The sequence below is a fragment of the Sphingobium sp. B11D3A genome (genome assembly GCF_025961695.1).
Lineage (GTDB): Bacteria > Pseudomonadota > Alphaproteobacteria > Sphingomonadales > Sphingomonadaceae > Sphingobium.
Genome location: NZ_JAOQOE010000001.1, coordinates 676,485 through 700,774, shown reverse-complemented (window position 1 = coordinate 700,774; position 24,290 = coordinate 676,485). Strand labels below are relative to the sequence as shown.

Annotated in this window: 33 protein-coding genes and 1 tRNA gene; 11 read left to right on the top strand and 23 right to left on the bottom strand. The window is 61.8% G+C overall.

What is annotated here, in order from left to right; genetic code table 11:
• Window positions 1-23: 23 nt before the first annotated feature.
• From M2332_RS03365 to M2332_RS03325, 9 genes are all read right to left on the bottom strand, one after another.
• Window positions 24-2,087, bottom strand: a complete 2,064-nt coding sequence (locus tag M2332_RS03365) for a prohead protease/major capsid protein fusion protein (protein ID WP_264572972.1) — start codon at window positions 2,085-2,087, stop codon at window positions 24-26.
• 17 nt (window positions 2,088-2,104) lie between these two features.
• A complete protein-coding gene (locus M2332_RS03360; RefSeq protein WP_264572971.1) occupies window positions 2,105-3,616 on the bottom strand; it encodes a phage portal protein in 1,512 nt (503 codons plus the stop codon).
• A gap of 1 nt (window position 3,617) precedes the next feature.
• Window positions 3,618-3,821, bottom strand: a complete 204-nt coding sequence (locus M2332_RS03355) for a phage head-tail joining protein (RefSeq protein ID WP_264572970.1) — start codon at window positions 3,819-3,821, stop codon at window positions 3,618-3,620.
• A gap of 9 nt (window positions 3,822-3,830) precedes the next feature.
• Window positions 3,831-5,792: a phage terminase large subunit family protein gene (locus tag M2332_RS03350; protein ID WP_264572969.1), complete on the bottom strand. Its 1,962-nt coding sequence runs from the start codon at window positions 5,790-5,792 to the stop codon at window positions 3,831-3,833.
• Complete coding sequence (locus M2332_RS03345) at window positions 5,674-6,282, bottom strand: hypothetical protein (protein WP_264572968.1); 609 nt, start codon at window positions 6,280-6,282, stop codon at window positions 5,674-5,676. Before M2332_RS03345 ends, M2332_RS03350 begins: the two co-directional genes overlap by 119 nt.
• A gap of 140 nt (window positions 6,283-6,422) precedes the next feature.
• Window positions 6,423-7,058: a DUF3164 family protein gene (locus tag M2332_RS03340; RefSeq protein ID WP_264572967.1), complete on the bottom strand. Its 636-nt coding sequence runs from the start codon at window positions 7,056-7,058 to the stop codon at window positions 6,423-6,425.
• The gene (locus M2332_RS03335; RefSeq protein ID WP_264572966.1) at window positions 7,055-7,237 is read right to left on the bottom strand and encodes a hypothetical protein; all 183 of its coding nucleotides are present in this window, start codon (window positions 7,235-7,237) and stop codon (window positions 7,055-7,057) included. The genes M2332_RS03340 and M2332_RS03335 overlap by 4 nt, the downstream gene beginning before the upstream one ends.
• A gap of 32 nt (window positions 7,238-7,269) precedes the next feature.
• Window positions 7,270-7,518, bottom strand: coding sequence for a hypothetical protein (locus M2332_RS03330; protein WP_264572965.1), 249 nt, complete (start codon window positions 7,516-7,518; stop codon window positions 7,270-7,272).
• 615 nt (window positions 7,519-8,133) lie between these two features.
• Window positions 8,134-8,649, bottom strand: a complete 516-nt coding sequence (locus tag M2332_RS03325; protein ID WP_264572964.1) for a hypothetical protein — start codon at window positions 8,647-8,649, stop codon at window positions 8,134-8,136.
• 246 nt (window positions 8,650-8,895) lie between these two features.
• On the opposite strand from M2332_RS03325, the gene M2332_RS03320 reads away from it, so the two are divergent.
• Window positions 8,896-9,480 carry a hypothetical protein gene (locus tag M2332_RS03320; protein WP_264572963.1) on the top strand — a complete coding sequence of 195 codons (585 nt, stop codon included), beginning with the start codon at window positions 8,896-8,898 and terminating at the stop codon, window positions 9,478-9,480.
• 12 nt (window positions 9,481-9,492) lie between these two features.
• On the opposite strand, the gene M2332_RS03315 is transcribed toward M2332_RS03320, so the two are convergent.
• From M2332_RS03315 to M2332_RS03295, 5 genes are all read right to left on the bottom strand, one after another.
• Window positions 9,493-9,810, bottom strand: coding sequence for a hypothetical protein (locus tag M2332_RS03315; protein WP_264572962.1), 318 nt, complete (start codon window positions 9,808-9,810; stop codon window positions 9,493-9,495).
• Window positions 9,807-10,484 (bottom strand): hypothetical protein, encoded by a 678-nt coding sequence (locus M2332_RS03310; RefSeq protein WP_264572961.1) that lies wholly within the window; start codon window positions 10,482-10,484, stop codon window positions 9,807-9,809. Before M2332_RS03310 ends, M2332_RS03315 begins: the two co-directional genes overlap by 4 nt.
• 94 nt (window positions 10,485-10,578) lie before the next feature.
• On the bottom strand, window positions 10,579-11,076 hold the full coding sequence (locus M2332_RS03305) for a hypothetical protein (protein WP_264572960.1): 498 nt from the start codon (window positions 11,074-11,076) through the stop codon (window positions 10,579-10,581).
• Between the two features lie 165 nt (window positions 11,077-11,241).
• Window positions 11,242-11,778: a hypothetical protein gene (locus tag M2332_RS03300; protein ID WP_264572959.1), complete on the bottom strand. Its 537-nt coding sequence runs from the start codon at window positions 11,776-11,778 to the stop codon at window positions 11,242-11,244.
• Window positions 11,779-11,927: 149 nt separating this feature from the next.
• Entirely contained in the window at window positions 11,928-12,287 is a 360-nt protein-coding gene (locus M2332_RS03295; RefSeq protein ID WP_264572958.1) for a LexA family protein, read from the bottom strand.
• A gap of 163 nt (window positions 12,288-12,450) precedes the next feature.
• Here M2332_RS03295 and M2332_RS03290 point away from each other — a divergent pair, with 163 nt between their 5' ends.
• On the top strand, window positions 12,451-13,047 hold the full coding sequence (locus tag M2332_RS03290; protein ID WP_264572957.1) for a hypothetical protein: 597 nt from the start codon (window positions 12,451-12,453) through the stop codon (window positions 13,045-13,047).
• Window positions 13,048-13,059: 12 nt separating this feature from the next.
• On the opposite strand, the gene M2332_RS03285 is transcribed toward M2332_RS03290, so the two are convergent.
• From M2332_RS03285 to M2332_RS03255, 7 genes are all read right to left on the bottom strand, one after another.
• A complete protein-coding gene (locus M2332_RS03285) occupies window positions 13,060-14,361 on the bottom strand; it encodes a Y-family DNA polymerase (RefSeq protein ID WP_264572956.1) in 1,302 nt (433 codons plus the stop codon).
• Complete coding sequence (locus tag M2332_RS03280) at window positions 14,319-14,756, bottom strand: LexA family protein (RefSeq protein WP_264572955.1); 438 nt, start codon at window positions 14,754-14,756, stop codon at window positions 14,319-14,321. The genes M2332_RS03285 and M2332_RS03280 overlap by 43 nt, the downstream gene beginning before the upstream one ends.
• 104 nt (window positions 14,757-14,860) lie before the next feature.
• Entirely contained in the window at window positions 14,861-15,121 is a 261-nt protein-coding gene (locus M2332_RS03275) for a hypothetical protein (protein ID WP_264572954.1), read from the bottom strand.
• A gap of 267 nt (window positions 15,122-15,388) precedes the next feature.
• Window positions 15,389-16,096, bottom strand: a complete 708-nt coding sequence (locus tag M2332_RS03270) for a hypothetical protein (protein WP_264572953.1) — start codon at window positions 16,094-16,096, stop codon at window positions 15,389-15,391.
• 139 nt (window positions 16,097-16,235) lie between these two features.
• A complete protein-coding gene (locus M2332_RS03265; protein ID WP_264572952.1) occupies window positions 16,236-16,640 on the bottom strand; it encodes a hypothetical protein in 405 nt (134 codons plus the stop codon).
• A 26-nt stretch (window positions 16,641-16,666) separates the two neighbouring features.
• Entirely contained in the window at window positions 16,667-19,207 is a 2,541-nt protein-coding gene (locus M2332_RS03260; protein ID WP_264572951.1) for a hypothetical protein, read from the bottom strand.
• 288 nt (window positions 19,208-19,495) lie between these two features.
• Window positions 19,496-19,930 (bottom strand): helix-turn-helix domain-containing protein, encoded by a 435-nt coding sequence (locus M2332_RS03255; protein ID WP_264572950.1) that lies wholly within the window; start codon window positions 19,928-19,930, stop codon window positions 19,496-19,498.
• A gap of 48 nt (window positions 19,931-19,978) precedes the next feature.
• Here M2332_RS03255 and M2332_RS16640 point away from each other — a divergent pair, with 48 nt between their 5' ends.
• Entirely contained in the window at window positions 19,979-20,254 is a 276-nt protein-coding gene (locus tag M2332_RS16640; protein ID WP_413715937.1) for a DNA-binding protein, read from the top strand.
• Between the two features lie 204 nt (window positions 20,255-20,458).
• Here the strand turns inward: M2332_RS16640 and M2332_RS03250 are convergent, their stop codons facing one another.
• On the bottom strand, window positions 20,459-20,767 hold the full coding sequence (locus M2332_RS03250) for a hypothetical protein (RefSeq protein WP_264572949.1): 309 nt from the start codon (window positions 20,765-20,767) through the stop codon (window positions 20,459-20,461).
• Between the two features lie 206 nt (window positions 20,768-20,973).
• Between M2332_RS03250 and M2332_RS03245 the strand changes: the two genes are divergently transcribed.
• The 8 genes from M2332_RS03245 to M2332_RS03210 all read left to right on the top strand — a co-directional run bounded on the left by M2332_RS03245 (window position 20,974) and on the right by M2332_RS03210 (window position 24,083).
• Entirely contained in the window at window positions 20,974-21,483 is a 510-nt protein-coding gene (locus M2332_RS03245) for a hypothetical protein (RefSeq protein ID WP_264572948.1), read from the top strand.
• Between the two features lie 89 nt (window positions 21,484-21,572).
• Window positions 21,573-22,001 carry a helix-turn-helix domain-containing protein gene (locus M2332_RS03240; protein ID WP_264572947.1) on the top strand — a complete coding sequence of 143 codons (429 nt, stop codon included), beginning with the start codon at window positions 21,573-21,575 and terminating at the stop codon, window positions 21,999-22,001.
• Window positions 21,998-22,237 carry a hypothetical protein gene (locus M2332_RS03235; RefSeq protein WP_264574993.1) on the top strand — a complete coding sequence of 80 codons (240 nt, stop codon included), beginning with the start codon at window positions 21,998-22,000 and terminating at the stop codon, window positions 22,235-22,237. The genes M2332_RS03240 and M2332_RS03235 overlap by 4 nt, the downstream gene beginning before the upstream one ends.
• Window positions 22,234-22,473, top strand: a complete 240-nt coding sequence (locus tag M2332_RS03230) for a DUF2312 domain-containing protein (protein ID WP_413715936.1) — start codon at window positions 22,234-22,236, stop codon at window positions 22,471-22,473. Before M2332_RS03235 ends, M2332_RS03230 begins: the two co-directional genes overlap by 4 nt.
• Window positions 22,470-22,805: a hypothetical protein gene (locus M2332_RS03225; RefSeq protein WP_264572946.1), complete on the top strand. Its 336-nt coding sequence runs from the start codon at window positions 22,470-22,472 to the stop codon at window positions 22,803-22,805. The genes M2332_RS03230 and M2332_RS03225 overlap by 4 nt, the downstream gene beginning before the upstream one ends.
• A gap of 154 nt (window positions 22,806-22,959) precedes the next feature.
• Window positions 22,960-23,109: a hypothetical protein gene (locus M2332_RS03220; protein WP_181559797.1), complete on the top strand. Its 150-nt coding sequence runs from the start codon at window positions 22,960-22,962 to the stop codon at window positions 23,107-23,109.
• A gap of 270 nt (window positions 23,110-23,379) precedes the next feature.
• On the top strand, window positions 23,380-23,874 hold the full coding sequence (locus M2332_RS03215; RefSeq protein ID WP_264572945.1) for a hypothetical protein: 495 nt from the start codon (window positions 23,380-23,382) through the stop codon (window positions 23,872-23,874).
• The gene (locus tag M2332_RS03210) at window positions 23,871-24,083 is read left to right on the top strand and encodes a helix-turn-helix transcriptional regulator (RefSeq protein WP_264572944.1); all 213 of its coding nucleotides are present in this window, start codon (window positions 23,871-23,873) and stop codon (window positions 24,081-24,083) included. Before M2332_RS03215 ends, M2332_RS03210 begins: the two co-directional genes overlap by 4 nt.
• 78 nt (window positions 24,084-24,161) lie before the next feature.
• Here M2332_RS03210 and M2332_RS03205 read toward each other — a convergent pair.
• Window positions 24,162-24,236 (bottom strand) — tRNA-Asn (locus tag M2332_RS03205).
• Window positions 24,237-24,290: the final 54 nt, after the last annotated feature.

Sequence of the window (24,290 nt, the reverse complement as noted above, 5' to 3'; positions counted from 1 at the left end):
CGCTGATCATTCGAGCCGTCCGATCAAGCGCCCGGGTTCTTGTCGAGGCCGCGCCAGTCGATGGTGGAGGCCGCGAAGTCGAGGCTGGCCTTGAACTCCATGCCATCGACTGTGAAGCCCGGCCGCGAGCTGAGCTGCACGCCCTCGGCGCCGTCGAGATAGGTGTACTCGATCGTGTCGACGGCGGTGTTGCTCGCAGCGAGGTACCAGGCCGTGGTGCTGACCGCATCGAGGACCGCGTCGATGACCGGTTCCACCGATGTGCGGCCACCGGCGCGGAATTCGTTCGTGTCCGCGGCCTTCGCCGGCACATACTGCGCGCTGGTATACTGATAGGCCTTCTGCTCCTGCGTCGCCGGCGCGATCAGATAGGCAGGCGCCAGATTGAGCTCCTCCTTCTGCATGCCCTTCTGCAGACGCATACGGGTGCGGCCGGCACCGAGCGTGGTCTCCGATATCGCGGCACCAGCGGCGGCGAGATTGCCATGGTCGGCATGGAACAGCGGAGTTCCATCGTTCATGACCGGATTGGCAGTCAGCTGCGCGTAGACAGTACGGTTCTCGAGCCGCGCGGCCGCCGCAGCGTAACCGACGGTGATCCGCTCGAGCGCGCGCAAATCGTCGTTCACGAGCAGCTGACGCGACACGCCGATGATGCGACCGTAGGTCAGCAGACCATAGCTGGTCTTGCCATCCGAGGCGGTGCCGTACTTGAACTCGCCCGCTTCGTTGGTTCGCAGCAGTTCGGGCATGGCCGACATTTGCACGACGTCGACCTTGCGGAAATCAGGCGCATTCGGCGCGCGGCGCGCCCAGATGCGATAGGTCGGCTGATTCTCCTCATAGGCCATGCGCAGGCGGCGACGGAGCGTCTCGCCCATCAGCGCCGAGAAATCGCTGGTGGTGTGAAGCGAGCGCTCGACAATCTCGAGGCGGGAGAGCCCGCGCGTGTTCACGCCGGACTGCGCGAGGATCTCTTCGGCCATGCGATACATGGACAGGCCACGGAACTCCCGGCCGGCCTCACTCAGTTGCGCGCTGGGCGCCATCTGATGGACGAGGCTGTCGGTCATCGCACGCACCATCGTCACGCCGCTGCCCGGGCGGGCAGGCACGCGGCCATTGGTCTGGGCGGCGGCGTCGCGCGCCACAAAGCGCTCACCCAGCTCGGCCATGAGCGCAGCACGCGTGAAAGGCGTTGCGACATGAGCGTCCACCAGCGCGGTCTGTGCGTCTGCATCGAGGCCCGCGTTGCGGCACAGCGTAAGGACGGTCGCCGAGGTCAGAACAGCCGAGCGCTGCCCTTCCGGCATCGGCGCGCCGGCGTCATCCTCGGTGCTACGCTCGTGGTTTGCGTTGCTCTGATGGCCCTGGTCGCCGCCCTCCGGCGTGCTGCGAGTCTGGTCGTTCGGGTTGGCCGGCTCGTTACCGGCCTGCGAGTTGCGTGCAGGCATGGATTCATTCTCCACGGTGGGTGCCGGCGAAATGCGGCGGAAGGTGCAGGGGGAGCCGCCCTGCGCGGTTGTCTGGCTTCGCGACTGGGCGCCGTGATCGAACGACACCGGCACGAAGCTGATCTCGGAGGGTTCCCAGTCGATCGCCCGGTAAAGTGCGCGCTGACCGTCGCGCTCGGTGATCTCGTAGGTGTGAACGATGTAGCCGACGGAGACGTTGCGGATGATGCCGGCGGCGATATCGGCGACGATGCCGGCAACCTCCTGTCGATCGGAGAGACGCAGCGTGGCGATGCCCTGACCGTTCTCCATGCGCGCGCTGTCCGGCACCACCACGCCGATCTGGTCACTGAGCTGGTAACGGGCGTGCGTGTTGAGGACAGGCGCGCCGTTGTTGAGGCGCTCGAGGCGAACATTGACCGGCTCGGTGGCCAGCTCCTCGTCGATATACTCCCAGCGATTCCAGTCGAACCGCGCGCCCCGCGCACCCGTGGTGAAAACCACCTCGATCGTCCGCTCGGTTTCGTTCCAAGTGTCGGTCCGGAGCTGAAGCTCCCGAGTGACCATCGCGATATCGTGTGTGCGCGTCTCCTGCGCCGGCGCGGGATCCGCGCCAGTATTGCGTTCGGGCATGTCGATCCTTTCCGGGGTCAGGCGGCCTTTTTGCCGCTGTCCTGATTGCTGTCGCCGTTGGCGTTGGCCTGATTCGGTGCGGCCTTCCGGGGGTCGCCGTCGAAATGGACGCCGGGACCGAGTGTGTTGTCGGCTGCTGCCAGATCCCGCGAGAGCTGTTCCAGGAATTCGAGATAGTCGTAGCCATTGGCCTCGACCAACTGACTGGGCGTGGTCTTGCCCAGGCGAAGGTCGAGAAGGTCGCCCTGAGCGTCCTTGTACTTATCGACCGAGACGAACCCCGGCGGCGTCCAGCGCATGCTGAAATCCTGCGCGGGCAACAGCCCGGCGGCGAGACTCGCCTCGCGAAAGCGCGCGCCGATCGGCTTGCAGGCGCGATGGATCATGATGTGCCACTGCTTGCGCTCCATGCGACGTCGGAAGCCATGCCCGCCGGCGCGCCAGCTGGAATAGTTCACGCGGCTGAAGTCGCCGGTAACGTGCTCGTACATGACGCCGGCGCCGGCGGCGATCTCGCGCAGGTAGAGCGTCGCGAACTCCTCCACCCCTTGCGAGCTGCCCGGCGTGCTGACAGTGACTTCCTCGCCATCGCGCAGGCGGTAGAGCATCCCAGGCTCGAATTTCTCGGCGAGCTTGCCGGGGCGGACACTTTCGGTCTGTGTGCCGACCGGGCCGTCCGCGCCATCGAGGCCGGGCTTGATGAAGGCGGCAAGGCAACTCTCGATCCGCTTGCGGACCAGTTCTGCATCGAAATAACCGCGCAGATCGTGCAGCGGCATGACCGCCGGCGCCAGCAACGGCATTCCGCGATCCTGCCCCGGCCGCAGCTTGTCATAGAGATACACGATCTCGCTGGCTGGGATCCTTTCGCTGGTCATGGCACGGCTGCGCCAGCTCGCCATATTCCCCGGGTGCCCCGGGTAAAGCCACCATGCCCGCACGCGGCCTTCCACGTCATACTCGATGCCGCGGTCGATATAGCCGTCCGCCAGCATCGTCGTTTTCGTGACGTCGATCAGATCGGGCTCGAGCAGCTGCAGCTTGAGCGGCGTGCGGGTCGTGCTGGCGTCGAAGCGCTGCCGGCGGAAGCGAATGATCGCTGCGCCCGACTCCGCCATGGCTTTGCACGCCAGCCAGAGCAGACCGTCGAGATCGTTATCGTTGTCCCAGTCGCACTCATCCTTGAAGCCCGTCCATAGGCCCGAAACGATCTTCTGGTTGCGCTTCGATAGGCCGGTCGGCGCGCCGACGATGCCCGTGCCGACGACATTGTCCGCGAACGTGTCGAGGATCTGCACCGCATAGCCGATGTTGCGCGCAAGCTCCCGGCAACGATTGCGCACAGTCTCCTCGGCCGCGCCGATCTCGGTGTTGGCATCGGTGCCGCCGGCTTTCCAGCTCATGGTGCGATGATCGCGCCGTGCAGCGTCATAAGCCCGGGTGGCAAGCTGCAGCGCTGCACGCGCGCGGACACGGCGCAGCGCCGAGGTGGGCGACACCCACCCAATTGAGCGGTCGAGCCAGTTCACGTCAGAACCCTGCCACGCTGGTGCGGCTCGCCGGGCGGCCAGCGGAGGATGAAGCGGCGATGTCCTCCTGCGCCATGCGGAGGATCCGCTGCATCTCGTCGAGCGTCCGGTACTGGATCTCGCGGCCGTCCGGATAGCGCACGCGCGTAGCGCCGGTCGCGATCGCTGATTTTAGGGCGTCGATATCGCTCTGATGCAAGGCCATGCTCAAATCCTAAAGCCAGCTGCCGCCGTCAGAGCGGCCGCCGTTGATCCAGTCGCTGCCTTGTTGGGACTGCGCTGGAGGGGTTTCAGTCGGTTGCGCCGGTTGTTCAGCCGGCTTTGCTTGCGGGACTGCGCCCGGCTCGCTGATCTGGCCGCGAACCCTTGCCCAATGTCGGGGTGTCCATCGATCGATACCGACCGCGTAGGCCGCTGCGCGGGCATAGACCCGCATGTCGATCGCCTCGTTGCGGGTGCCGCTGGTGATTTGCCACTCAAGCCGGCCGAAACCGGATCTGCTCTTCACCCTGACCAGCTGCTCGGCGACCAGCTGCTTGATCCAGGTCTCGTTCGTGCCCTGCGGCAGGTGGATGTAACCAGACGGGTGCGGTTGTCCGTCGACCGGAGCATCAAGGTTCAACCAGGCATAGGTCTCGGACTTGAATACCGAGACGGCGATCGTCCAGAGCTGCACGCCGCGGCGTAGCTTCCGGCCGTTGACCGTGGCATCCACCCAGGTCGGGCCGGTGACTGGCGATGAACTGTCGAACTTGCCGGTGCCCTTGATCGCCATGACGTGGCGCGGATATTTTCGTGCCCAGGCATAGACTGTGGTGGTCGAATAACCGTCGCCAGTGTCGATCGCCCAGCGCAGCGGCCGCAAGCGCCGTCCGGAGGCGGTTTCCCACTCACGGCCGAGCAGCGCGTCCATTTCCTCCCAAATCTCGGCCTTGGCCGGATCGCCATCGATGACGATGTGATCGACCAGCGCGCTTTCGAGGCCAGGCCCCCAGGCCCAGATATCGCATTCGATGCGATTGCGCTGAATGTCGATGCCGGCGGTAATGGCGCCGGCCCATTCCGGGACCTGTTCCAACACCAGCTCCCTCGATCGACGGTCGTAGAGCCTTTGCCAGTCCGGCGCCTCGCCCTTTTCCTGCCATGTCTCGCCGAGCGCGGTATTGGTCCACGTCTTCAGCGTTTCCGGGTTGCCCTTGGCATCCAGGAAGGCCTTCACCGTGTCGGCCAGCTTCACCCAGGAGGAGTAAGCCTCCCAAATATGGAAGCCGGCGATGCCGTTGAACGGTGCCGTTGCCCGCCATTCGCCCTTGCGGACCGATTCCCATCGTTCGGCGTCCGTCCAGTGGTGTTGGCAGAGCTCGCCCGTCTCAGGATCTGCAGCCGCGCATTCGTAATAGGCGGTCTCGTGCAGGTGTTTGCCTGCCTCGTCCTTCTCCCATTTAACCTGCGACCAGCTGAGCCGCTGTTTCGTGCCGCATTTGGGGCACGGGATGAAGTAATAGCGCTTGTCGGACAGCTCGAAGGCTGCCTCGATCCGACTGGCGCCGGCGACGGTCGGCGTCGATCCAGCGAGGCGCTTGCGATTCCAGAACGTCGTGGTGCGCTTGAAGGCGAGGCTGAGTGGATCGCCTTCGGCGCCGGCCGATGCCGGGTAACGGTCAACCTCATCCGCCAGCACCACGCGGATCGGACGCGAAGCGAGCGAAGCCGGGCTGTTGGCCCCGGCGATGGTGCAATGACCGCCGGCGAACTTCTTGTGCAGGATGGTGTTGCCACTATCCCGCGCCTTGCTGTCCGAGATCTTCGCCGTCAGGCACGGCGTGTCCCGGATCATCGGTGCGAGCCGGTCTTTCGACCATGCCTCGCCCATTTCCAGCGTCGGCTGCATCACCAGCATCGGCGCCGGATCCTGGTCGACGAAATAGCCGACCACGTTTCCGATGATTTCGGTCCACCCGACTTGGGCGGACTTCATCACGACGATGTCCTGGATCAGCGGATCGCTGACCGCATCCATGATCCCGCGCTGGAACTCCGCGCGGGAGGTGTCCCATTTACCCGGTTCGGCGCTTGCTTCGGCGCTGAGTTGCCGGTTTGTGTCCGCCCACTGGCTGACCGTCAGTTTCGGCGGCGGCGTCAGGACCGGCCACCAGGTCGCCACCGTGGCTGCCATCGCCGCGCTCGCCACCACCATCGACGTGATGGTCGGGATCAGCGGTGGCGATTTTCGTCGACGCGAGCTCGAGGAGCGCTTCATGCACCAGCTCCGTCAGCTTGTCCTGCACGGTTGCGATCGTCGGCTTGGCATGGACGAGAGGGGCGCACTTGGCGGGAAGGCTCAGGAGCTTCGCCCGCACGCGGGCAAAGGCGGATTGAACAGCGCTCGAGACTTCATGGCGCGGCAGCAGCTGCTTCCTCATTTCCTGCGCCTTGGCCTCGGCAATGTCGGCCTGGGCGCGGAGGATGCGCGCTTCGTTGACCTCCTTCTCCTTCGGCTTGCCGGCGCCGACCTGATAGCTTGTCCAGGCCTGGACCCATTCGGTCAGCGTGGCGCCATCGCCGGGCAATTCGCCTTCAGCGCGGAGGTTGGCAATCCAGCGGGAGGATTTCCCCACCAATTTGGCAACTTCATTCAAAGTTGGCCGATATTCAGCCAAATTCATGAGTTTAGCGCCCTAGGATGATGAAGTAGGGAAAATCCCTGTATCTAGAAAACTCCCGCGCCTTCGCCCCCCGTATGGCCAGCGGCGCCGGAAGGACCCGCGAGGGGGGTGGGGGAGGGGGCGGCCTGGCCTCGACGGGGTCAGGCCGTCGCTACGTCGATCGATATCGATTGCCACTGGCCATCGCCCGTCTCGCGTCGATACAGGCGGATGTACCGCTTCGAGCCGACCACCCGGAAGCTGTCGCGGATCGCCTGCATGGCCTTCTTCCAGCGCTCATCGGCGAACTCGAGGCGCAGCAGCGAGAGCAGGTCGTTGCGATTGACCCGTCCCTGATTGTCCACGTCGAACGCCCGGTTGATGATCGCGCGGATCTCCGGCCCGCTGGTGGCGGACCATTCCACCAAGCACTCATCGATGATGCCCTTGGCTACCTGCAGCTCCGGCCCGAACACGATGTGCTCGGATACCTGCACGACGATCTTGAGCAGCCCGTCATAGCTGGTGAAGGTCAGGTTGCCCTTAGACCCACCCCTGCGCGCCCCATATTCCTGCTCGAGCAGCGCGACGAAGTCATCGACATCATCGAAGCTGTGCTGGCGGAAGCGGGCCACCTGCGCCGAAAGGGGCAGGGCGAAGCCGATGATCTTGCGCACCAGCTCGTCCTGCAACTTGTCGGCCGTCTTGACCACGCTTTCGGGGATCAGGCCGCCTTCAGCGTTGACCATGTAGCGGGCGCCATCGATGACGCGAATCGGGTCCGCCAGCTCACTCACTGGGTCGCTCCTCCGTCCGATTCATGATCGAGCCGCCCGCCGCGCAGCATGGCGCGGGCCTGCTCCAGCTCGTTGACGACGGCGAGCAGCCAGCGCCGTGTCACTGCGACAGGCTCTGCGCTGTTGTCGGCCTCCATACGCAGTGCGACGATATCAATCTTGTCTTCCGCGCTGGCCATGCTGGCTTTCTCCCCGCCCATATCGATGAGGGTCAGCGCCGGCGGCGCCCATAAGCCATGTCGCGCAGGTCCAGCGCGATGACTTCAGGGCTGGCCGCCTCGGCGGTGATGTGGTGGAACTCGCTCGGCCCGGCCGCGATGATGCGGTCGCATTCACTGATAACGCGCGTCATGCCCGTGATCACCGGGGCTTTGTCTCGACTGGCGCCGCATAGCTTGCGCAGAGAGAGCGCCATCAGCCGGATATCGGCGGCGATCTGGACGTCTCGGCGGTTGATCACATGGGTTTTCCCCGTTGAAGCCCATGGCCGGGGGGACATACGGCCATGGGCTCCGGACACAATTGTGGCGGGGTTGTTTTGCGCGCTTGTATGACCGTTTGGCAGTCCCGCTTTTGTAACGGTTAAGTGCAGGGGCCACCCCAGCTCATTCAGCTTCAACGATGTACAGGCGATCCAGATTTTACATCCGCAGCGCAGCTGAATATTCTACGGCACAGATCATCTACCTGGGATGAAGTGAAGGGTCTTATAATGAAAAGGAGTTAAGTTTGAATGCATTACGTCGTTGAATATAACCGTTGCGTCGGTGACAGCATATGGAGAACGCAGCGAGCGCTCGAACGCTGTGGCTACGAAGTCGAAAGGGTGCCGCAACTCACAACCCTTCACATTTACCGGCCTAAAAAAATAGCATTCAAGCAGTTCGCCTCCGACTTGATCAGTCGATTGCAGCGCACAAACGGCTCGTTCCTGTTGGCGTCGAGTTCTGGCAAATGCTGGACCTGTAATAGTGGCGGCAATCGTCCCGGCAAACTTGTAAGAGTCTTTTGAGCAGCGCCATGGGGGACATTGCACCGCGACTGTGCCAAGCAGGTGCACTAATTCAGATGCCGCTCAGAGCTGCCCCGTGGTTTGCGGCCATCCGAATGCTCCGGCTAGCGCATTATAAACGAGAAGACCGCCTGCGGCCAATCCGAACACTACGCTGGGAAGGAAAAAATATGGCCAGCACCGAATGATCTTTTGCTGAGCGATCGCATGGCGGCGCGCCACTGCTTCCCACTCCTCATTGAACTGGCGGGCATTTTCTTCATATCGAAAGACATCGGCGCGCTGGAACTCGAAATTTTGGCGAGTTAGCATCTGGGACACTTGCCATATGATGTAGCAAAGCAGAGAGATGCCCATCAAAGCCACCGTCAAAAGTCGCGCAAAAGGGTCTAGATCTCCGTTAGTACCCGCCCAAAGGGCGAAAAACGCGGCATAACCAGCGATTACGACTGCATTGTCATAAGCTGCAGCGTGGCCATAAGTATCTGCTGCGTGTTGAATCCGCTTCTCACGCACCGCTTGGTGATGCTGCAGTTTAGCATTTTCTGCAGCTTGTTGCACAAGCTCCTGTAAGGTCATTTTTCTCCCCCGCCATCTCGCTATCAGTAACACTGTCGCCGTCTCGTCTCTACTATCGCTCGATCTGCGGCGAAAGATTCGTACCTGGGACCGATGTTGGAATTCAAGTCGTTGCTGGGCGTGGGATGCGAATCGACGCGGCCGAACGAAGTGAGCGTTGAACCACAATGGCCGGCATGTGATAGGGCCTTGACCGGCCGTCATCGGGGGGCGGCGTCGCAGGTCTAAAGAGGGGGCGGGGGTAATATGGCAAGTGGCTTCTTTAGGGCGGGCATGAACGGAATGGGTTCGGTTGTCGGTGCAGTCTTAGGAGCATGCTTGCTCACGTCCTGCGGCAAACAACCAGCTGCGGAGGATCTCGATCCGCGTTCCTCAGAAGGCACAACCTTCACGTTTCTGAACCTGACTGCTGGCGACACAACTCTGGACGAGGCGCGCAGAGAAAATCTGGTTGAAAACTGCGTGCTATCGCCGAACGGCGGCCATCCCTCGACGATCTGCAAGATCACTGCAGCGCCTCCTAACCAGTTCAGTACGGATATTAGCCCGCTCGTCCGAACTGAGATCAATGCCGCCTTCTCGAATGGAAAGTTCAGCGGGATATCCACTGATTTCTTCTCGGTCGATGCGGACAGCGTGAGCTTACGGCTCGAGGATCTGTACGGTGCGCCATGCAAGGTCCTCCCGTATGAGGATCCTGCACTGTTTGATTTCGCGGTTCAGGAATGGTGCTTCACGAACGGACGCCTAATTCTCAGCCGAAAAATGGGAGAAACGGCTGCAGAACGGAAGCGGGCTCAAGTCAAGTTCGAGCTGGCAAACCGGTCCTAATCGCTCAGCAGGTCATTGCCGCAGCGTGTGCGGGCGCCTCTTGTCCGCATAAGTCGGCGCCGGCGGCCGGTTGAGCCAGTCGATCACCGAATTGCTCAGGAAGCAGCGACTGGGCGCACGGTGGCGCGAGGCGCAATGCCGGCATAGCGGAAAGCTGCCCGGGTGATAGAGCAGGGGCTTGATTATTGCCCGGCCGCACGTCGTCACCACGCGGTGGGCATTGTCCGTCTGAACCGCATACCAGTGCGCTTCCTCATCGCCGAAGCACACCGCCCATTGCGGCTCGCCCAGATCGAGATCTGCGCCGAGGTGCCCGCGTCGCCCGGTCACAGGATCGCCGCCTGCGCACGCGCAAGCGCTTCCTCGTCGATCTCGTGCCGGGTCTGCCGGAACATGTCGATCCAAATCTGAAGGCCCGCCACGACCCGCGCCCGGGCACGCCGAGCCGCCATATGGTGCCGCGCGGCCGCAGCCGCGATGCCGAGGTCCTCATGCACTACGCTCAGCATCAGCGGCCCATGCACGCGCGGATCGGCACGCCACTGGCTATAGGCGGCCTCCATCCAGACGCGCCCGAGCGCTTCGTGGAAAATCTCCCCATGCGGACTGGTGTCGATCCGGGTCTCGAGGCTGGCGGTCCGCACCGCCACATCGCGCATGATCAACGCTGAGGCCGCCGCGATCTCGGCACCGGCCGCGAGCAGCTCGGCATCGATGGCGCCACTCATATACAGGCGCGCAAGTGCGCCTTGCCGCACGCGGCTCGCATGTTCGTGGGTTTCCGGTGTGCCATTGCGCTTGTGCGCCCAGCGCGCCTGCGCCGCAATATTGGCCTTGCGCAGTCGGCGCTCCTCGGCAGCGCGCTCGGGGTGCCGTGCCGCCCAGGCCACCTTGATCGCCGCCGCGCGCACGTCGAGCGCTTTTTCCAGCTTGCTGCGCGTCTTTCGCTCAGTGCTGGGCGCGAGGCGCAGTGCTGCCCGATTCTTGTGTTTGCGTTTTGCCATGGGGACGGAACATGGCTCACGACGGCTAGCGGGAGCAGGCCCGCATTTGTCACGATATATCACGAGGTCAGTCGTCGACCGTCGTTTTTATGTCTTACTCGCTGACCACAGGTGTCGCATTCACAGCTTCTTCCGCGGCTTGCAGCCCGGACGTAACATCTTCAAGAGCACGCTGACCCAAATCCTGAGTTTGGTAATCAAGGAACTTGTGGGCTCCGCTGCAGATATAAGTTCCTGCGGCTATGCAGACAGTTGGCCAAACTAATGCAGAGACACTCAACCAATAATGCAACGAGACCTGCGCCAACGGAAAAAAATGCGAAGTCCAATGAACGGCTCCAGTTTTTTCTCCTGAGCCGAGACAAAGAAGAAGAATGGAGTATGATGTAGCAATCACCGAAATCAATCGGCCAAGTGGCCAGTAAAACATCAAATTGTAGACAACGCCCCATGCTCCAGGCGCGCTAATCCACCGTTGAGAGTTTTTATGATTGAAGAACTCATCGGTGTGAATTTCCGACAAGCCATGCATTTGCTTATACCATTTTGTACCTTCGACAGTGAGCCGCACATTTTTGTCGATTGCATTCAAGCGAGCAGCAATGTTTCGCTTAACAATCTCAATATATCTGAATTTCGATATATTCAGATATGCGAGGTTAAGCGCTATCGATACGCCCAGTATCGGCTCGAGCTCAGCAAGGTACGAGTTTACCTCCCCAACCGGCAATCTCATTCCCCCCCGAGAATTTCTCTTTTAAGCGTTCACGCGGACGTCGATTGAGAAGTTCGACGAAACGTCCCAAACGGTTTCGAAAAGATTGACGCAACGCTTGGCCATTTCGCGACTGCCGAAGGCCGCTACAGCTACAGCTTTCGTCTTATCCTTTTCGATCCGCCACCCAGTATCGTCCATTACAGCGAAATTGATGGCTATTTTGTCTGTCAATTCGGGATTCACTTGCCTTACTTCGAGGTTGCCTAAGCCTACATGCTTTGACAATCTTTCGAAGAACGGGTGACTGGTGAATTCGCTTTCTTCGTACTCTTCGACCAAAATGTAAGCCTTCCGATCACGCTGGCCGAGAAACAGCTCTGCTTGCTCGACCGTTTCGGAAGTTCCATAAATGCGAGGGTCGAAACGACGCGTCAGGATGCGCACTGACGAGCTTGCATTTGCAAACATCCGCTCAATGAGAATTGACGCATGTCCGTGAGAGCCGTTCAGCACTGGCTGTCCCGTCTGCTCGCGGATTAGGCGATCAATATGCGACCGATAATCTTCCAGGTTCATACCGCCATCATCGCTAACCGTTCCCACCCCCCAGTCGCATTGGCTTCAACAGATTGCCACAAACTCTCATTGAGTCAAACAATGCATGTTATGGCGAAGCGGCCTTGCGGAAGCGTGAATATGTATTCTCGCGCGAAATTATCAATGACCTAGCCGTGACCCACGTCCTGTCGCACCCGATGACGGGCCGGAACATGGTCCAGCACCGCCGGCGGGAGCAGGCCCGCATTTGTCACGATATAGCCGGCCGCCTGGAGACGGCGCAGCGCTTCCTCTTCGGCCGAGATCGGGCGGATGCCGCGCGGCACGCCAGGGAAATACCGGATGCGCCCTTCGCGCGCGAGCTGGCGCACATGCCCCTGCGCGCGCGATCGGTTCGAGTTCAGCGCAGCGGCCAGCTCGGACAGGCTGGGGCCGATGCCGCGCGCGGCAAAGAACTGCTCGATGAATGCGAGCGCCTGCAGCTTGCGGCTCGCCATCACGGGCGAGAGCCGGGGAACATCGTGCATAACGGAACCTCACCCTCCGCCTGCAGACATAAAGGGAACAGGCAAAAAACGCGAGGAAGTTAAGAGGTTGCGCGCGATGTTCGGCGTGACGACGGCTTGCGCTGGGCGGCCGAGATTGTATTTCCGAGCCCGGGTGTTCGGCGCGTCGCGCAGATCGGGGCAGATGAAACTGAAATCTCTGGATTGGTCCGGCTTCCGCAGCGGAGTGGCTAAGTTCTCTGCTTGGAACAAGCGCTGGCTCGCAACATGGTGGCTATGGGGTCCTTTGCTCTTCGCCTCGATGGCATACCTCAACCCTCACAATGACCGGGCAGACATGTACGATGTTGCCCGATCTGCGCCGCGCATTGTGCGAGAAGGTGTGGTGGACGTTGGAGGAATTGGCACCCGGTGGATGACGCTCCATATGGCGAATGTCAGCCGGCAAATAAGCTGCGAAGCCGCCCGATGGAGATCGCGGGATATCTATTGCCTTCCCCAAGAGCGCTTCCCCCTCCGTGCCAAATTGACGCTGGTGGACTACAAAGGGCATTGGTTGATCATCAGCGCCGCTGACAAAAATGGCGTGATCCTCAGTGAGCAAAAGCAACTCGGCTATTTGAAGCGCAGTTCGGAGTTCAGTAAATCAAGGACCCCCGGCAAAACATTTATCGAGATGTTCATCTTGGGATCTGCAGTCGGCGGCCCGCTTACGCTCCTCGCGTTCCGCCGACGCAGGAAGCTTCAACAAGCGGCAAACGCTGCCAGCCAGCCCGAATGACCGACGTACGCTCTACCGCGCCACCGGGATCTGCCGAATATCCGTCGTCCATGAGGGGCTCTTCTGCCCCCGCTTGGTGTCGAAGCTCCGCTCGCCAAAACCCTGCGCCGCCAGCTGGATCGTCCCCCGGCCGAACCGGTCGTTGAGCCCGTCCATCGCCGCCAGCAGGCCGCGCGCACGCGGGTCGGCCTGGACGAACAGATCGCCTTGGCCTGTCCCTTCCGGCACCAGCTCCTCCAACAGCACACCGCACTTGGTATAGACCGCCCCCGGCTGATGCATCGCCTCCATCATCTTGCCGGCGAGGGCGGCGATGATGCGCGGATCGTTACTCGGCGGCGAAAGGCGCGTCTGCCGGCTCGCCGAGGGCGCATTGGCGCGGAACCGCGATCCATGCGCAAAGGCGATCAGCCGCGTCGCCATCAGGCTCTGCTCCCGCAGCTTCTCCGCCGCGCGCACCGCGCGCCGCACCATGGCCTCGCGCAGTTCGCCCAGGTCGGTCACCGGCGCGCCGAACTGGCGCGTCACGGCCGTCGCCTTGCGCGCCTCCGGCTCGGGCTTAAAGTCGTCGCAGGCGATGCCGTTCAGCTCCAGCACCAGGCGCTCGAGCACGACCGTGCCGATCGAGCGCGCCACCGCCGGGGGCAGGGCGACCAGATCGGCCACGGTGCGCACGCCCAGCGGCTGCAGCCGCGCCGCCAGGGCCCGCGCGATGCCCCACACCTCCGTCACCGGCCATTGCGCAAACAGCCGCGCGCGCAGCTCGCTATCGTGGAGATCCACGACGCCGCCCCATACCTTCTCCGTGGCCTTGGCGAGTGCATTGGCCACCTTGCAGAGCGTGCGCGTCGGCCCCAGGCCGATCCGCGTTGGCAGGCCCACCGTGCGCAGGATCGCGGCGCGCAGCGCGTGCGCGGCCGCCACATCGCCGCGGCCGTCGGCCAGCGTCGGCAGCCGATAGAAGCTCTCATCGATCGAATAGATCTCCACCAGGTCGCTATGCTCGCCGATCACCGCGTTGAACCGGCGGTTCATGTCGGCATAGAGCTCATAATTGGAGGATCGCAGCTCGATGCCGTGCCGCTTGATCACGTCGCGGATCTTGAACACCGGATCGCCCATCTTGATGTGCAGCGCCTTCGCCTCGGCGCTGCGGGCGATCGCGCAGCCATCATTATTTGAGAGGACAATCACCGGCACGCGCCGCAGGCGCGGGTCGAACACCCGCTCGCTGGAGACATACATGTTCTCCACATCGACGATCGCCCAGCTCACCGCTGATAATCGCGCACGCCCGCGCGCACCACGCCCCATATCTCCGTCGATTCATCGGCGAGGTGGTTGGCATAGCTCTGCCGGCTGTTGCGCGCTTCCAGATAGGGCACGCCGCCGCGATAGACGAGCTGGCGGCACACAAAGCCGCCGGCGACGATCGCAATGACGATATGGCCGTTGCGCGGCGTCACATCGCGATCCACCACGACGACATCGCGGTCGGAAATGCCAGCGTCGATCATGCTGGAGCCGTCGATGCGAAAGACGAAGCTCCCGGCCCGATTGAGCCGCAGCAGCTCGGCCAGATTGATAGCGTCCTCCTCCCAATCCTGGGCGGGGCTTGGAAAGCCGGCTCCCGCCACGCCGATCGGCTTAAACCGGATGCCCGGCGCCATATCGGCGAGCGGGACCGGCTGCGCGATTGGCAGCAGCATGATCAGATTCCCTGGCTCGTCAGCTCACATAACGCCAAAGAGAACAGATTGGGAACATCCCAAACGTGCGGCTCGTCGCTTTCTGCTCGATGCGGGTCGGCAGCCTAACTGCCAGTGGGAGGCGTGACGTACGTTCCCGTGGCCAGGCCGACGATAACATAGCCGACGTTCAGCCATGACAGCCAGCACACCAGAAGCGCGCCCAATCCATGGCCGACGGCGAAGTTCATGCCCATCGATATGAAGACGCCAACGAAATAGGCAATCGAGCTCATCTCCGCGATCTGCTGTGCAGAGTTGGCGGTGGCGCTTTTGATCGCACGCAGCTCCGTCAGAATCTCGGAATTCCCCATGCTGCCGTGCATCTGCCCCTGCGCTGGAACTCCAGCTAGGCCAGTGACGCGGCCGGCATAACCGCAACCGCCGCATCCTTCGCAAACTGCGCCGAAGGATCTCGAGCCGTTACCGTTGCAGAGTCTGCAAAAGGTGACGGGTTCGAGGATGTGCACGGACCCAGCACCGCCGCAGCCCTCGCAAATGGCCCCAAATGATCTGGATCCGTTGCCGCTACAAAGCATGCAAGATACAGCTGTCGTCATGATTCCCCCACATTTTGCCAATCAAGCGCCTGCCTAGTTTCGCGGCCGCAGTGTCAGTGCGTCCAGATCCTTGCGCTCATAGGTGTTGAGATAGACCGGCTTTTCAGCGGGCTGCAGCACGCCGCCGGAAAACTTGAATTCCTCAAACTGGCCGCCATGCGTCTCGCCTTTTTCATCACGGCGGAGTGCATAGCGATAGCAGAATTCGTGCCCCATTACGCCGGCCCAACGCTCGCGGAGGTCCTTGCGCCAGCTTTCGAGGCCCTCAGGCTCGGCGCTGATATCGGTCGATTGAATCTTCGCCACATTGTCGACCGTAATGTAGTAATTGGCCCGCTCGACGGACCACTCATCCGAGGTCACGCAAATGGCGTCGCCTTTGAGTATCTGCCGATCCCTCATGACATGCTTCTCGGCACTGTCCCATTTATAGACGGCGATCGTGTTCACTTGGGTAGGGCTGACGACAGTTTCGGCATATTGCACGTTGTCGCAGCTGTCCCCGTCGCCAGGACGATAGCAGTACACAACGCCATTCTTGAATTTGTCGAACATCGTTTGGGCCGAGACATACAGCCTGCCATCCGGCGTTGTGGCCGGCGTCGCGGCTGCAGCTTCCTGGCTGCTTCCCGCGGAATTGCCCGCAGCGTTACTGTCGGGCGCTCTCTGCTCTGAGCATCCAGCCAAAATGATGAGCGCAGCAGCAACTATAGGTGCGCGAACACGATTCTTCTTTCCCACGATGACCCCCCACAAGGTTTACGCAATGTTCACCGAGTGTGGAGAAGTGGCAAGGGTGAAAACGACGGCGCGATCATTGGCGCATCTATCGGTGTCTAGCGCAGTGATGGTCTAAGCCGGCTCGGCGCAGGCACCTAGGTCAAATGCGGTGCCCCTGCAGACAGATCTGCTGCTCGTCACAGCGCAGGTGCTGCATCATCATCTGCCTTATTCTGATGATCTTCGAGCATGGCGCTTCAGCGTCGAAATCGAGGCTGACTTTCGTCTGCGGCGCGTACCCGGTCAGCTGGCCGAGATAGTCATCAGTGACCGCCTCGTAGCCCCGGTCAGTGACATCGATGCCGTTCCAGAGAACGCGTCCGGAGCGGGTGACTTTGATGATATTCGCAGGCAATGGCTCGACAGAAAAGCCCTCGCTGTCTCTGATGCTCTGGTCGTGCCATGAGTAGAACCCAGGCCAGGGAGCTGCGCAGTTTTGAGCTTGCTTTGAACTGCAAGACGCCAGCGCGAACAGGCTGAGCAAACAGAAGCTGCGCAGCGCCACCGAGGGAGCCCTAAGGTCGGGAGAAATCACAGATAACTATCGTCGCGCAAGGGATGCGTTGTTAGCGTCATCACGCGTAGCTCAATCCCGCTCTGCTTAAGTGTTTCGATTGCGGCCCGTATCTTAGCGTTTTGGCCTTCGCCCGTTTCCATGATCGCGATTACGGCTATATCCGTGTTGAGCTTCTGAGAGATGGTCACGAGATCGTCGATATCTTTCGGTCGCAGGCCGGCCCACGAAGACTTCACTTCACAAACCATGGATTTGCCATCTACGATGGCAAGCAAATCTACTTCGGCCTCGGGCGGGCCGTCTGGATCGTTGAACCAAAACCAGCTTGGTCCCGCATAGCTGAAGCCCGACCTTGCCCTGTCACACAGAGCACCAATGAGCCAGATCAGCGATAACGCGCTGTGATCGCGAAGCGCTTCGATCATGAAATCATTCGGCCGGAAATGCCAGTCTATCTGGATCGGAGCGTCACTTTCATGATGGCATACGGGGCAAGAGAGCAATGCCCCAAGGCTGGAAAGGTCAATCCAAGTCCTGTTGTGGCATTGCGTGCAAGTCCATTGATGCCCTTGGAAAATCATTTGGCGTCGCCGCATCTCGATCAGGCAGTCATCGAGAGAATCCCGCTCTGCCTCGTCCCAGTCGACGCGAGGATCGCTGGCTTTCGGCTTTCGATGCGTCTCCCAGTAGGCTTCCAAATAGGCATCCCACTGCGACACAAGATCAGCGTATTTAATGTACAGTTGGGGGTTTCTCAGCCCTTGCGCAGCCTTGACGATAAGAGTGCCCAACGCCTGCCTCTCATTCTCATCGGCTAGATCGAAAAAGGGGACCTTCGGCTGGAGTTTTCGAAGGCGAGCGACGGTCGGGGCTACTTTATCGACGGGGAGACTTGGCGTTCCTCCGAAACTGGAAAGAACCTTCCGCATGAACGGATGAAGCAGGAATCTCCGCGCGTGGCCGAGATCGCTCGCCATCCCCAACAATCCATCGAGATAGCGGGCTTCATTAGATGGCTCCATGAGCAACGACCGGCTTCGGGGTGCAATCTCGCCCGATTGGCCCGGCGTCCCGACCCATCGACCATCGCCGCATAATGCATACTGGATCACATCGTAGCTGGACGGTATGTCTAACGCGACAACCGACCGCTCGACACTTTCGAACTGGGTTAGGTGACCTCCTTTCGCGGTTCGCGCTGGATACCACAAGTCACGGGCGCTCCTCGAGAACTTGGTCGAGAATGCTCCCGCTGTTCGCCAGCTCTTCGGTAACGCCCAGTAGTTTGTATTCGTGAAGCGTGGTTTGAAAGTGTCGCTTTCGATCAGATAATCGGTAGCCCAGACGCCGGTAGTGAATTGTTGTCGCGGCGGGGCGTCGGCCAGATGCGCGGGCGTGCTGGCGGGTGGCCGGAGGGTTGGCAACTGCCACTGGATCTCTGTCCAGTCAGGGCCGAGGTCGAAGCCGCTACCGAGGCGATGACCGGACGAGGCATGTTCTAGGTCACGCGCGGTCGGCAACATGGCGCCCAAATCTGCAATCTGCTCAGCCTGAGCAATGTTCCAACATCGGGCATCGCGCAGTCGCTTTTGGACCTGCTCTAGGGCCGTCTGATCCAGTGAGCACGACCGCAGGGTGAGGCTGGTTTGACCGCCCGAGCCGTTATTCACATGATTGTTGTTATTCAGGAATTTGACGAGGACCTCAAAAAAGGCCTGATCATTAAGCAACTCAGGGTCAACGCGTAGGCAGCATAAATCGCGATCAAGCCAGTTAGGGATCAGGTTTCGAACGTTCCAAAAGAGTATCCGGTCCTGATAGCTGTCCCCAATGACAAGGTTGAACGATCCTCCCCAGCGATGCCTGGGAAATTCTAGCTTGGATGAGTACAGGATAGAGGCAATTGCGAGGCTGTCGGCTCTTTTCTCCGCGACAGCCGCAAAGGCTTCCAGCTCACTCGCGATGGTGATGAGATCCTTCGGTACTCCGGCCCGCTCGCGTGGAACGATTGTCAGCAGATTGGCTGCGCCTAACGCATCCGGCGGGAAAATTCCTGTCGAGTAGGAGGCGTGATAGGTCCCGAAGTTGTCGGTCAAAAACCGAGAGGAATTACCCCAGTCGTCGACTATCGACACCGGTCCTGTAGGCGTGGAACGGCGATACCGAGCCATCTGGAATATCGTTGACAGGGACGATAGGGCCTTGGCGCCGTAGCTAGGCTTAAAGCCGAACACATCGAGCCTAGGCTCATTTCCGTGATGTTGATGCTGTTTGTATACTGACGGATTGATCCGTTCGTGAATCTCCAGAATGCCAGTTTCTGCCAATGCGACATAAGAATATACCACGTCTGGGTCGTAGGCCTCTAGCCAAGGCCAGAAATCAGCGCGAACTTTGCCCTGCTCACAGGGAACGATAAGGCTGAACCGGCCACCCCAACGTCGATAACTGTCTGCAAATATGCCGTCGAGCGCGAGATGCGCGTGCTCACCGTCCTCAACTAGAAATGCCACCCGCATTGGCCGAGACTTACTCAGCGCTTTTCGAACGGTCATGAGCCCCCTCTCATGTTTGTCTGAGTTGCCAGTCTGACGGACGGACTGCCGAATGGGAAGTCGGATCCGATTTAGCGACAAAGGTTGCGCCGCTGCTGCGGTGGCGGCTTTCGCCCGCGCCGTCTAATCGCAGATTGTGTTCGCGCAACTGACCCGTCGGCTATCATTGGAATAAATGGCAAGCGACATGAAGGCGACAGCGCGCCCGATGTTCGCCCTCAGTCTGCTGATTTGATTATTCATGCGATTTGGCCCCCCGGCACACCGCCGATTCATGGTGCAGGATGATTACTGGTGTCGGTAATCCTGCCGCTGATCGTGCATGGTCGCCTGCTGCTGGTCGCTCTCAGGCGGAGGCGGCGTGTCCAGATTTTCGGGTGGGAATTGATCGGCCAACACGCGCACCTGGGCGAGGGCGATCGATTTGAGGAAGTCTGGTAGCGTTTTGAAGAGCTGGACGAGCTGGGCGGTCTGCGAATCGAGTGGATCGGTTTCTATGCGCTGGCCAGTGATGATCCAAAACCAGTCGGCGCCCGCTGCCCCGATACGCAAAAGATACTCGACTGGCGGTGATGTTCCACCTTCGTAGCGGTTCTGGGTATTGAGGCTCACGCCGCCGATTTTGGCCAAATCGCTTTGCGTAAGGCCAAGGTCGCTGCGGGCTTGGCGAAGCCGCAGCGAAATATCACCAGTATTGGTGTTCATATCTTGACCAATCACCATAATTGGTGCATTCAACACTCACAAACTTCAACAAAGGTGACATGGCACATGTCAGGCCCCGGAGTCTCGCGTTCTGAAAGCTTCACACAGCGCATTTATGCGGTGCGAAAGCAGTTTGCGGCGTCGGGTATCTCCGTGACCAAATGGGCCATGGACCGCGGGTTTAACCCTACCCAGGTCCACAATGTCCTGTCTGGCAAGCGGCGCTGCGTTCGTGGTGAATCCCATCGCATTGCGGTGGCCCTCGGAGTAAAAGAGGACGTTCCTCCGCCCGGCGAGCCGCTGCGTGCTGCGCCTGAGCGGATTGAAGGCGTCCGGGGATGATCTTTCGCGGCATCCCCCCCAGCGAAGCCGCGATGGCCGAACGAGGTCGGGACGTTTCCGTCCCGACCTCCGGAGGCAAAGCTACGCCATTCGCGCGTGCCCGTATCGGGCAGACCGCCGCGGCTTTTGCCATGTCCCATTCTAGGGCGCTGGAGGTTGGTCGCCATGGCTGCTGACCATCACGACCAGAAGCGCACCGCCCTGTCAGTTGGCCTTTTCCATTGGCCAGTTCCGGGGATCAGCCGCGAAGGCCATACGACCGCGGGCATCGAGGTTATGGCCATTCGCGGCACACCAGGCGATGAACTTCTTCGGGTTGAGATCAACGCGGATCAGTCGACCGCCGCTACGCGCGACTTGGCGCTCGAGCTGTTCTGCAAGTTCCTGCCACTCGTCGAACGTCGCGGGAAGGAGCTCCGGATCAGCGACGATCTCGAGAATTCGGGGATAATCCGCGCGCTTGTACCATGCGACGCCGGTATCGATGACCTGCTTGCCCCGCACACTGGACATGATTTTGCCTCTACGGTCGTTTCTGGAAATCCGACTGTAGCCGATGCAGGGGCGGCCTCAAGCCGTCCCTGCGGAGGGCTGATTGCGCACGGTCGCTCTCCCGGCCGTCCGTCGCGCGACCGGCGCCAGTCCGCCACGGGGCGCCCTTGTGCCCCGGCTCCCACACCAAAGGGACTGGCGCCGGCTTGCGCACTGCAGGCGCCGGCATGACGAAGGTCCGTCGCCCGCTCAGCATCGATGCCGCCTTGGCGCGCATCGCCGGCCAGGTGCCCGGTGGCTGGAAGGCCATGGGCGAGGCCGTGGGCTATGAGGAGCGCACCGTCCGCAAATGGGGCGATGAGGATCAGGATGGCGAGGTCAATGTACCCGCTGCCATCAAGCTCGATCTGCTGTACCAGAAACACGGCGGCGAGGGCCGCCCGATCTACGACGTTTACGGTCTGATGCTCGGCGCCGCTGTCGCGGAGGCCTACACCGACCAATTCGAGATCCTCCGCCGCGTCATCAACGTGGTGAAGGAGACAGGGGAGGCGAAGGCTGCGTTGGTGCGCCTGTCTCTCCCCGGTGCGACTGAAGCCGATCGGCGTGCCGCGCAGCGGGAAGTGATCGAGGCTCTTGATGAGCTGAAGAACATTCTCCCGCTGCTCGAGCACGTCGAGAGGGCCAAGCAGGCGCCGGACGCCATCGGCGCCGTCCAGTCGCGCGCACCGCCCTAAGCGCCGCCCACCGTCCACTGCATCCCTGTTCACCGTCCGTCCCGCAGCATCGCTTCCGGGAGCGGCTTTCTGCTGTCTGGAGCCTGCACATGACCATGAGCCCCGGCACATATCTCGCCCGCCGCCGCGCCGCTGCCGGCCTCGAAGTCGAGGACGTCGCGCTTCGCATCGAGACGACGCCCTATCCGATGAACCTGCACGATCGCGTGGCCTGGCTGCGCAATATCGAGCAGGATGTTTCACCGCTGACCATCAGCACGGCCGTCGCGCTGCAGCAGCTCTTCCCGTTTGATGGGGAAGTGCTGGTCCAGCTCTGCGTGTGCGCGGACAATCCGGCGAAGCCGCCGCCCGCCATCTGCCGGGTCTGCGCCTGCACCCAGCACGATGCTTGCCACGACGGCGACATGACATGCGGGTGGGCGGAGGACGATCTCTGCACCAGCTGCGCGGACGAGCCGCGCTTCGCCACCGCGCATCAGTGCGCGCCGGCCGATGCGGCCGGGACGGCCGCAGCATGAGGCGCGCGCTCTCGTTGCGCGCGCAAGCGCCGCGCCCGCGCCCCGCGCGCGTCCACCCCATCGCGTGCCACTGCCCACGTTGCGAACCGCATCGCACGGCCGAGGCCATCCGCGCCCTCAACCACTGGGCGCGCCTCACCCTCATCGGCCTGAGCCTCGGCCTCGGCGCAGCCTGGCTGCTCGATCTCGCGATCGGTGGCCCCGGCGTCCTCTCGATCTTTGGAGTTCCATCATGAGCAACAATATTGCCGCCGATCAGCTGCGCCTGCTCATCGAGCGCATCGAGCGTCTCGAGGAAGAAAAGAAGGGCATCGGGGACGACATCAAGGATGCTTATGGCGAGGCCAAGGCGACCGGCTACGATGTCAAAATCATGCGTCAGCTTATCCGCCTGCGGAAGCTGCCCCCGCGAGATCGCCAGGAGATGGAGGCGATCCTCCAGACCTATCTCGCCGCGCTGGGGATGGAATGATGATCCGGGGGGACATCATCGCCGAAGTCCTGCCGCCCGAGGGCGCGGGACCGTTTCCGCAGGCGGCCGATCCGCTCGTCATCGATGATCGCGGTTTCGGTTGGGTGCCGCACGCCTTCCGGCCCGGCTTCTGCTCCTACACGCTGATCACGCGCGGCATGGGCATCGCCTGGTGGCCGCTGTCTGAGATCGGTGGCGCCATCATCGCGGTCTATGGCGGCAATCCCGCGCAGCCGACCGACGAGACTGTCGTGTTCAGCATCTCCCGCGACGGGCTCTCGGGCCTGATCGCGGACCTGCAGTCCATCGCTGACCAGCTGGAGCAGCTGTGAGCGGCCGCTCGCACCTGTGCCGCTGCGCAGAGTGCCTGGCGCTTGATCGTGCTTTCCCAGGGCAGGGGCAGCAACTGCTGCTGCCTACGACCACCAGGCCGAGGCGAGGGCGCCAGCCGCCTAAGCCCGGTCTTTCCAGAGAGGACAACCGGGCATGATCTGGTTCGTCATTGCCGTGGCGGTCACCGCCGCCGGCATCGCCTGGCTCAGCCGCATTCCGCCGCCCGTCTGCGATGAATGCGGCGAGGAGATCGGCGAGAACGACGATTGCGAGTCCTGCGTCAGCTTCCGGACTTACCCGTGAGGACACGCCCGTGATCGGAGATCGCGCAGCGGCGACCGCGACTGCGGCCGTCGCTGCCCGCCTGCTGCTGCTGCCGCTGATGCGGTGCTGCTCGACGATTTGAGGAGAAGATGATGGTTGCCCTCCATATGGCGGGCGCGCGTCCGGCTGCATGCCGACCCGCGCCGCCCCGGCGCGCGGCATGGAGCCGCGAACCTTGCCCGCGTTGCGCGGTGCGCGGCGATGTCGGCTGCGCACATCAGGCGCCATTCGCCGAGGAGGCGCCGCGCCATGTCCGCTAGATATGCAGCGCGAACCGAAGTGCCGATCTCCAAGACGCGCGTGGAGATCGAGGAGCTGGTCGAGCGCCACGGCGCGGCTCAGTATATGAGCGGCTACGACGCTACGCGGGCGTTCATCGGGTTCACGATGGCGGATCGGCAGGTGCGCTTTCACCTGCAGCTGCCTGACGCGGCCGAGAAGGCCTTCACGACCTATCGCGATGGCCATGGCTACGAGCGCCTTCGCACGGCCGATGCGGCGCACAAGCAATGGGAGCAGGCGTGCCGCTCGCGATGGCGCGCGTTGCTGCTCGTCATCAAGGCGAAGCTCGAAGCGGTCGAGGTCGGCATCAGCACATTCGAGAGCGAGTTCCTGGCGAACATCGTGATGCCCGATGGCCAGCTCGTGGGCGAGCTGGTGCGGCCGCGAATCGCCCAGGCTTACGAAACTGGAGACATGCCGGCCTTGCTTCCACCGCCGGCAAAAGAGGGAGGAGCATCATGACCAGTTACAGCCACAGCGGCGAGGCGCTCTGGCGCCTCCCACGCGTCCGCGAGATGACCGGCCTCGGCCGCGCGACAATTTATCGCCGCATGATTGCCGGCACATTTCCGCAACGCAGGGATCTCGGGGGGAATCGCGTCGGTTGGCGCCGTTCGGAGGTCGAAGCCTGGATCGTCTCGCGTGAATCGAAAGACAGCGCTTCGAACTGAAACGGGGGCCACACAGGGGGCCTCAAATAACCACGATGGGGGTAATATGTTGAATTTCACCGGAACTTCGCGGTGTAGTGGCTCCCCGAGTAGGATTCGAACCTACGGCCATTCGATTAACAGTCGAATGCTCTACCGCTGAGCTATCGGGGAGCAGCCGGGCTTTCGTCCGGCGAGGCCGCGCCTATAGCAGCGGGTTTGAAAGAA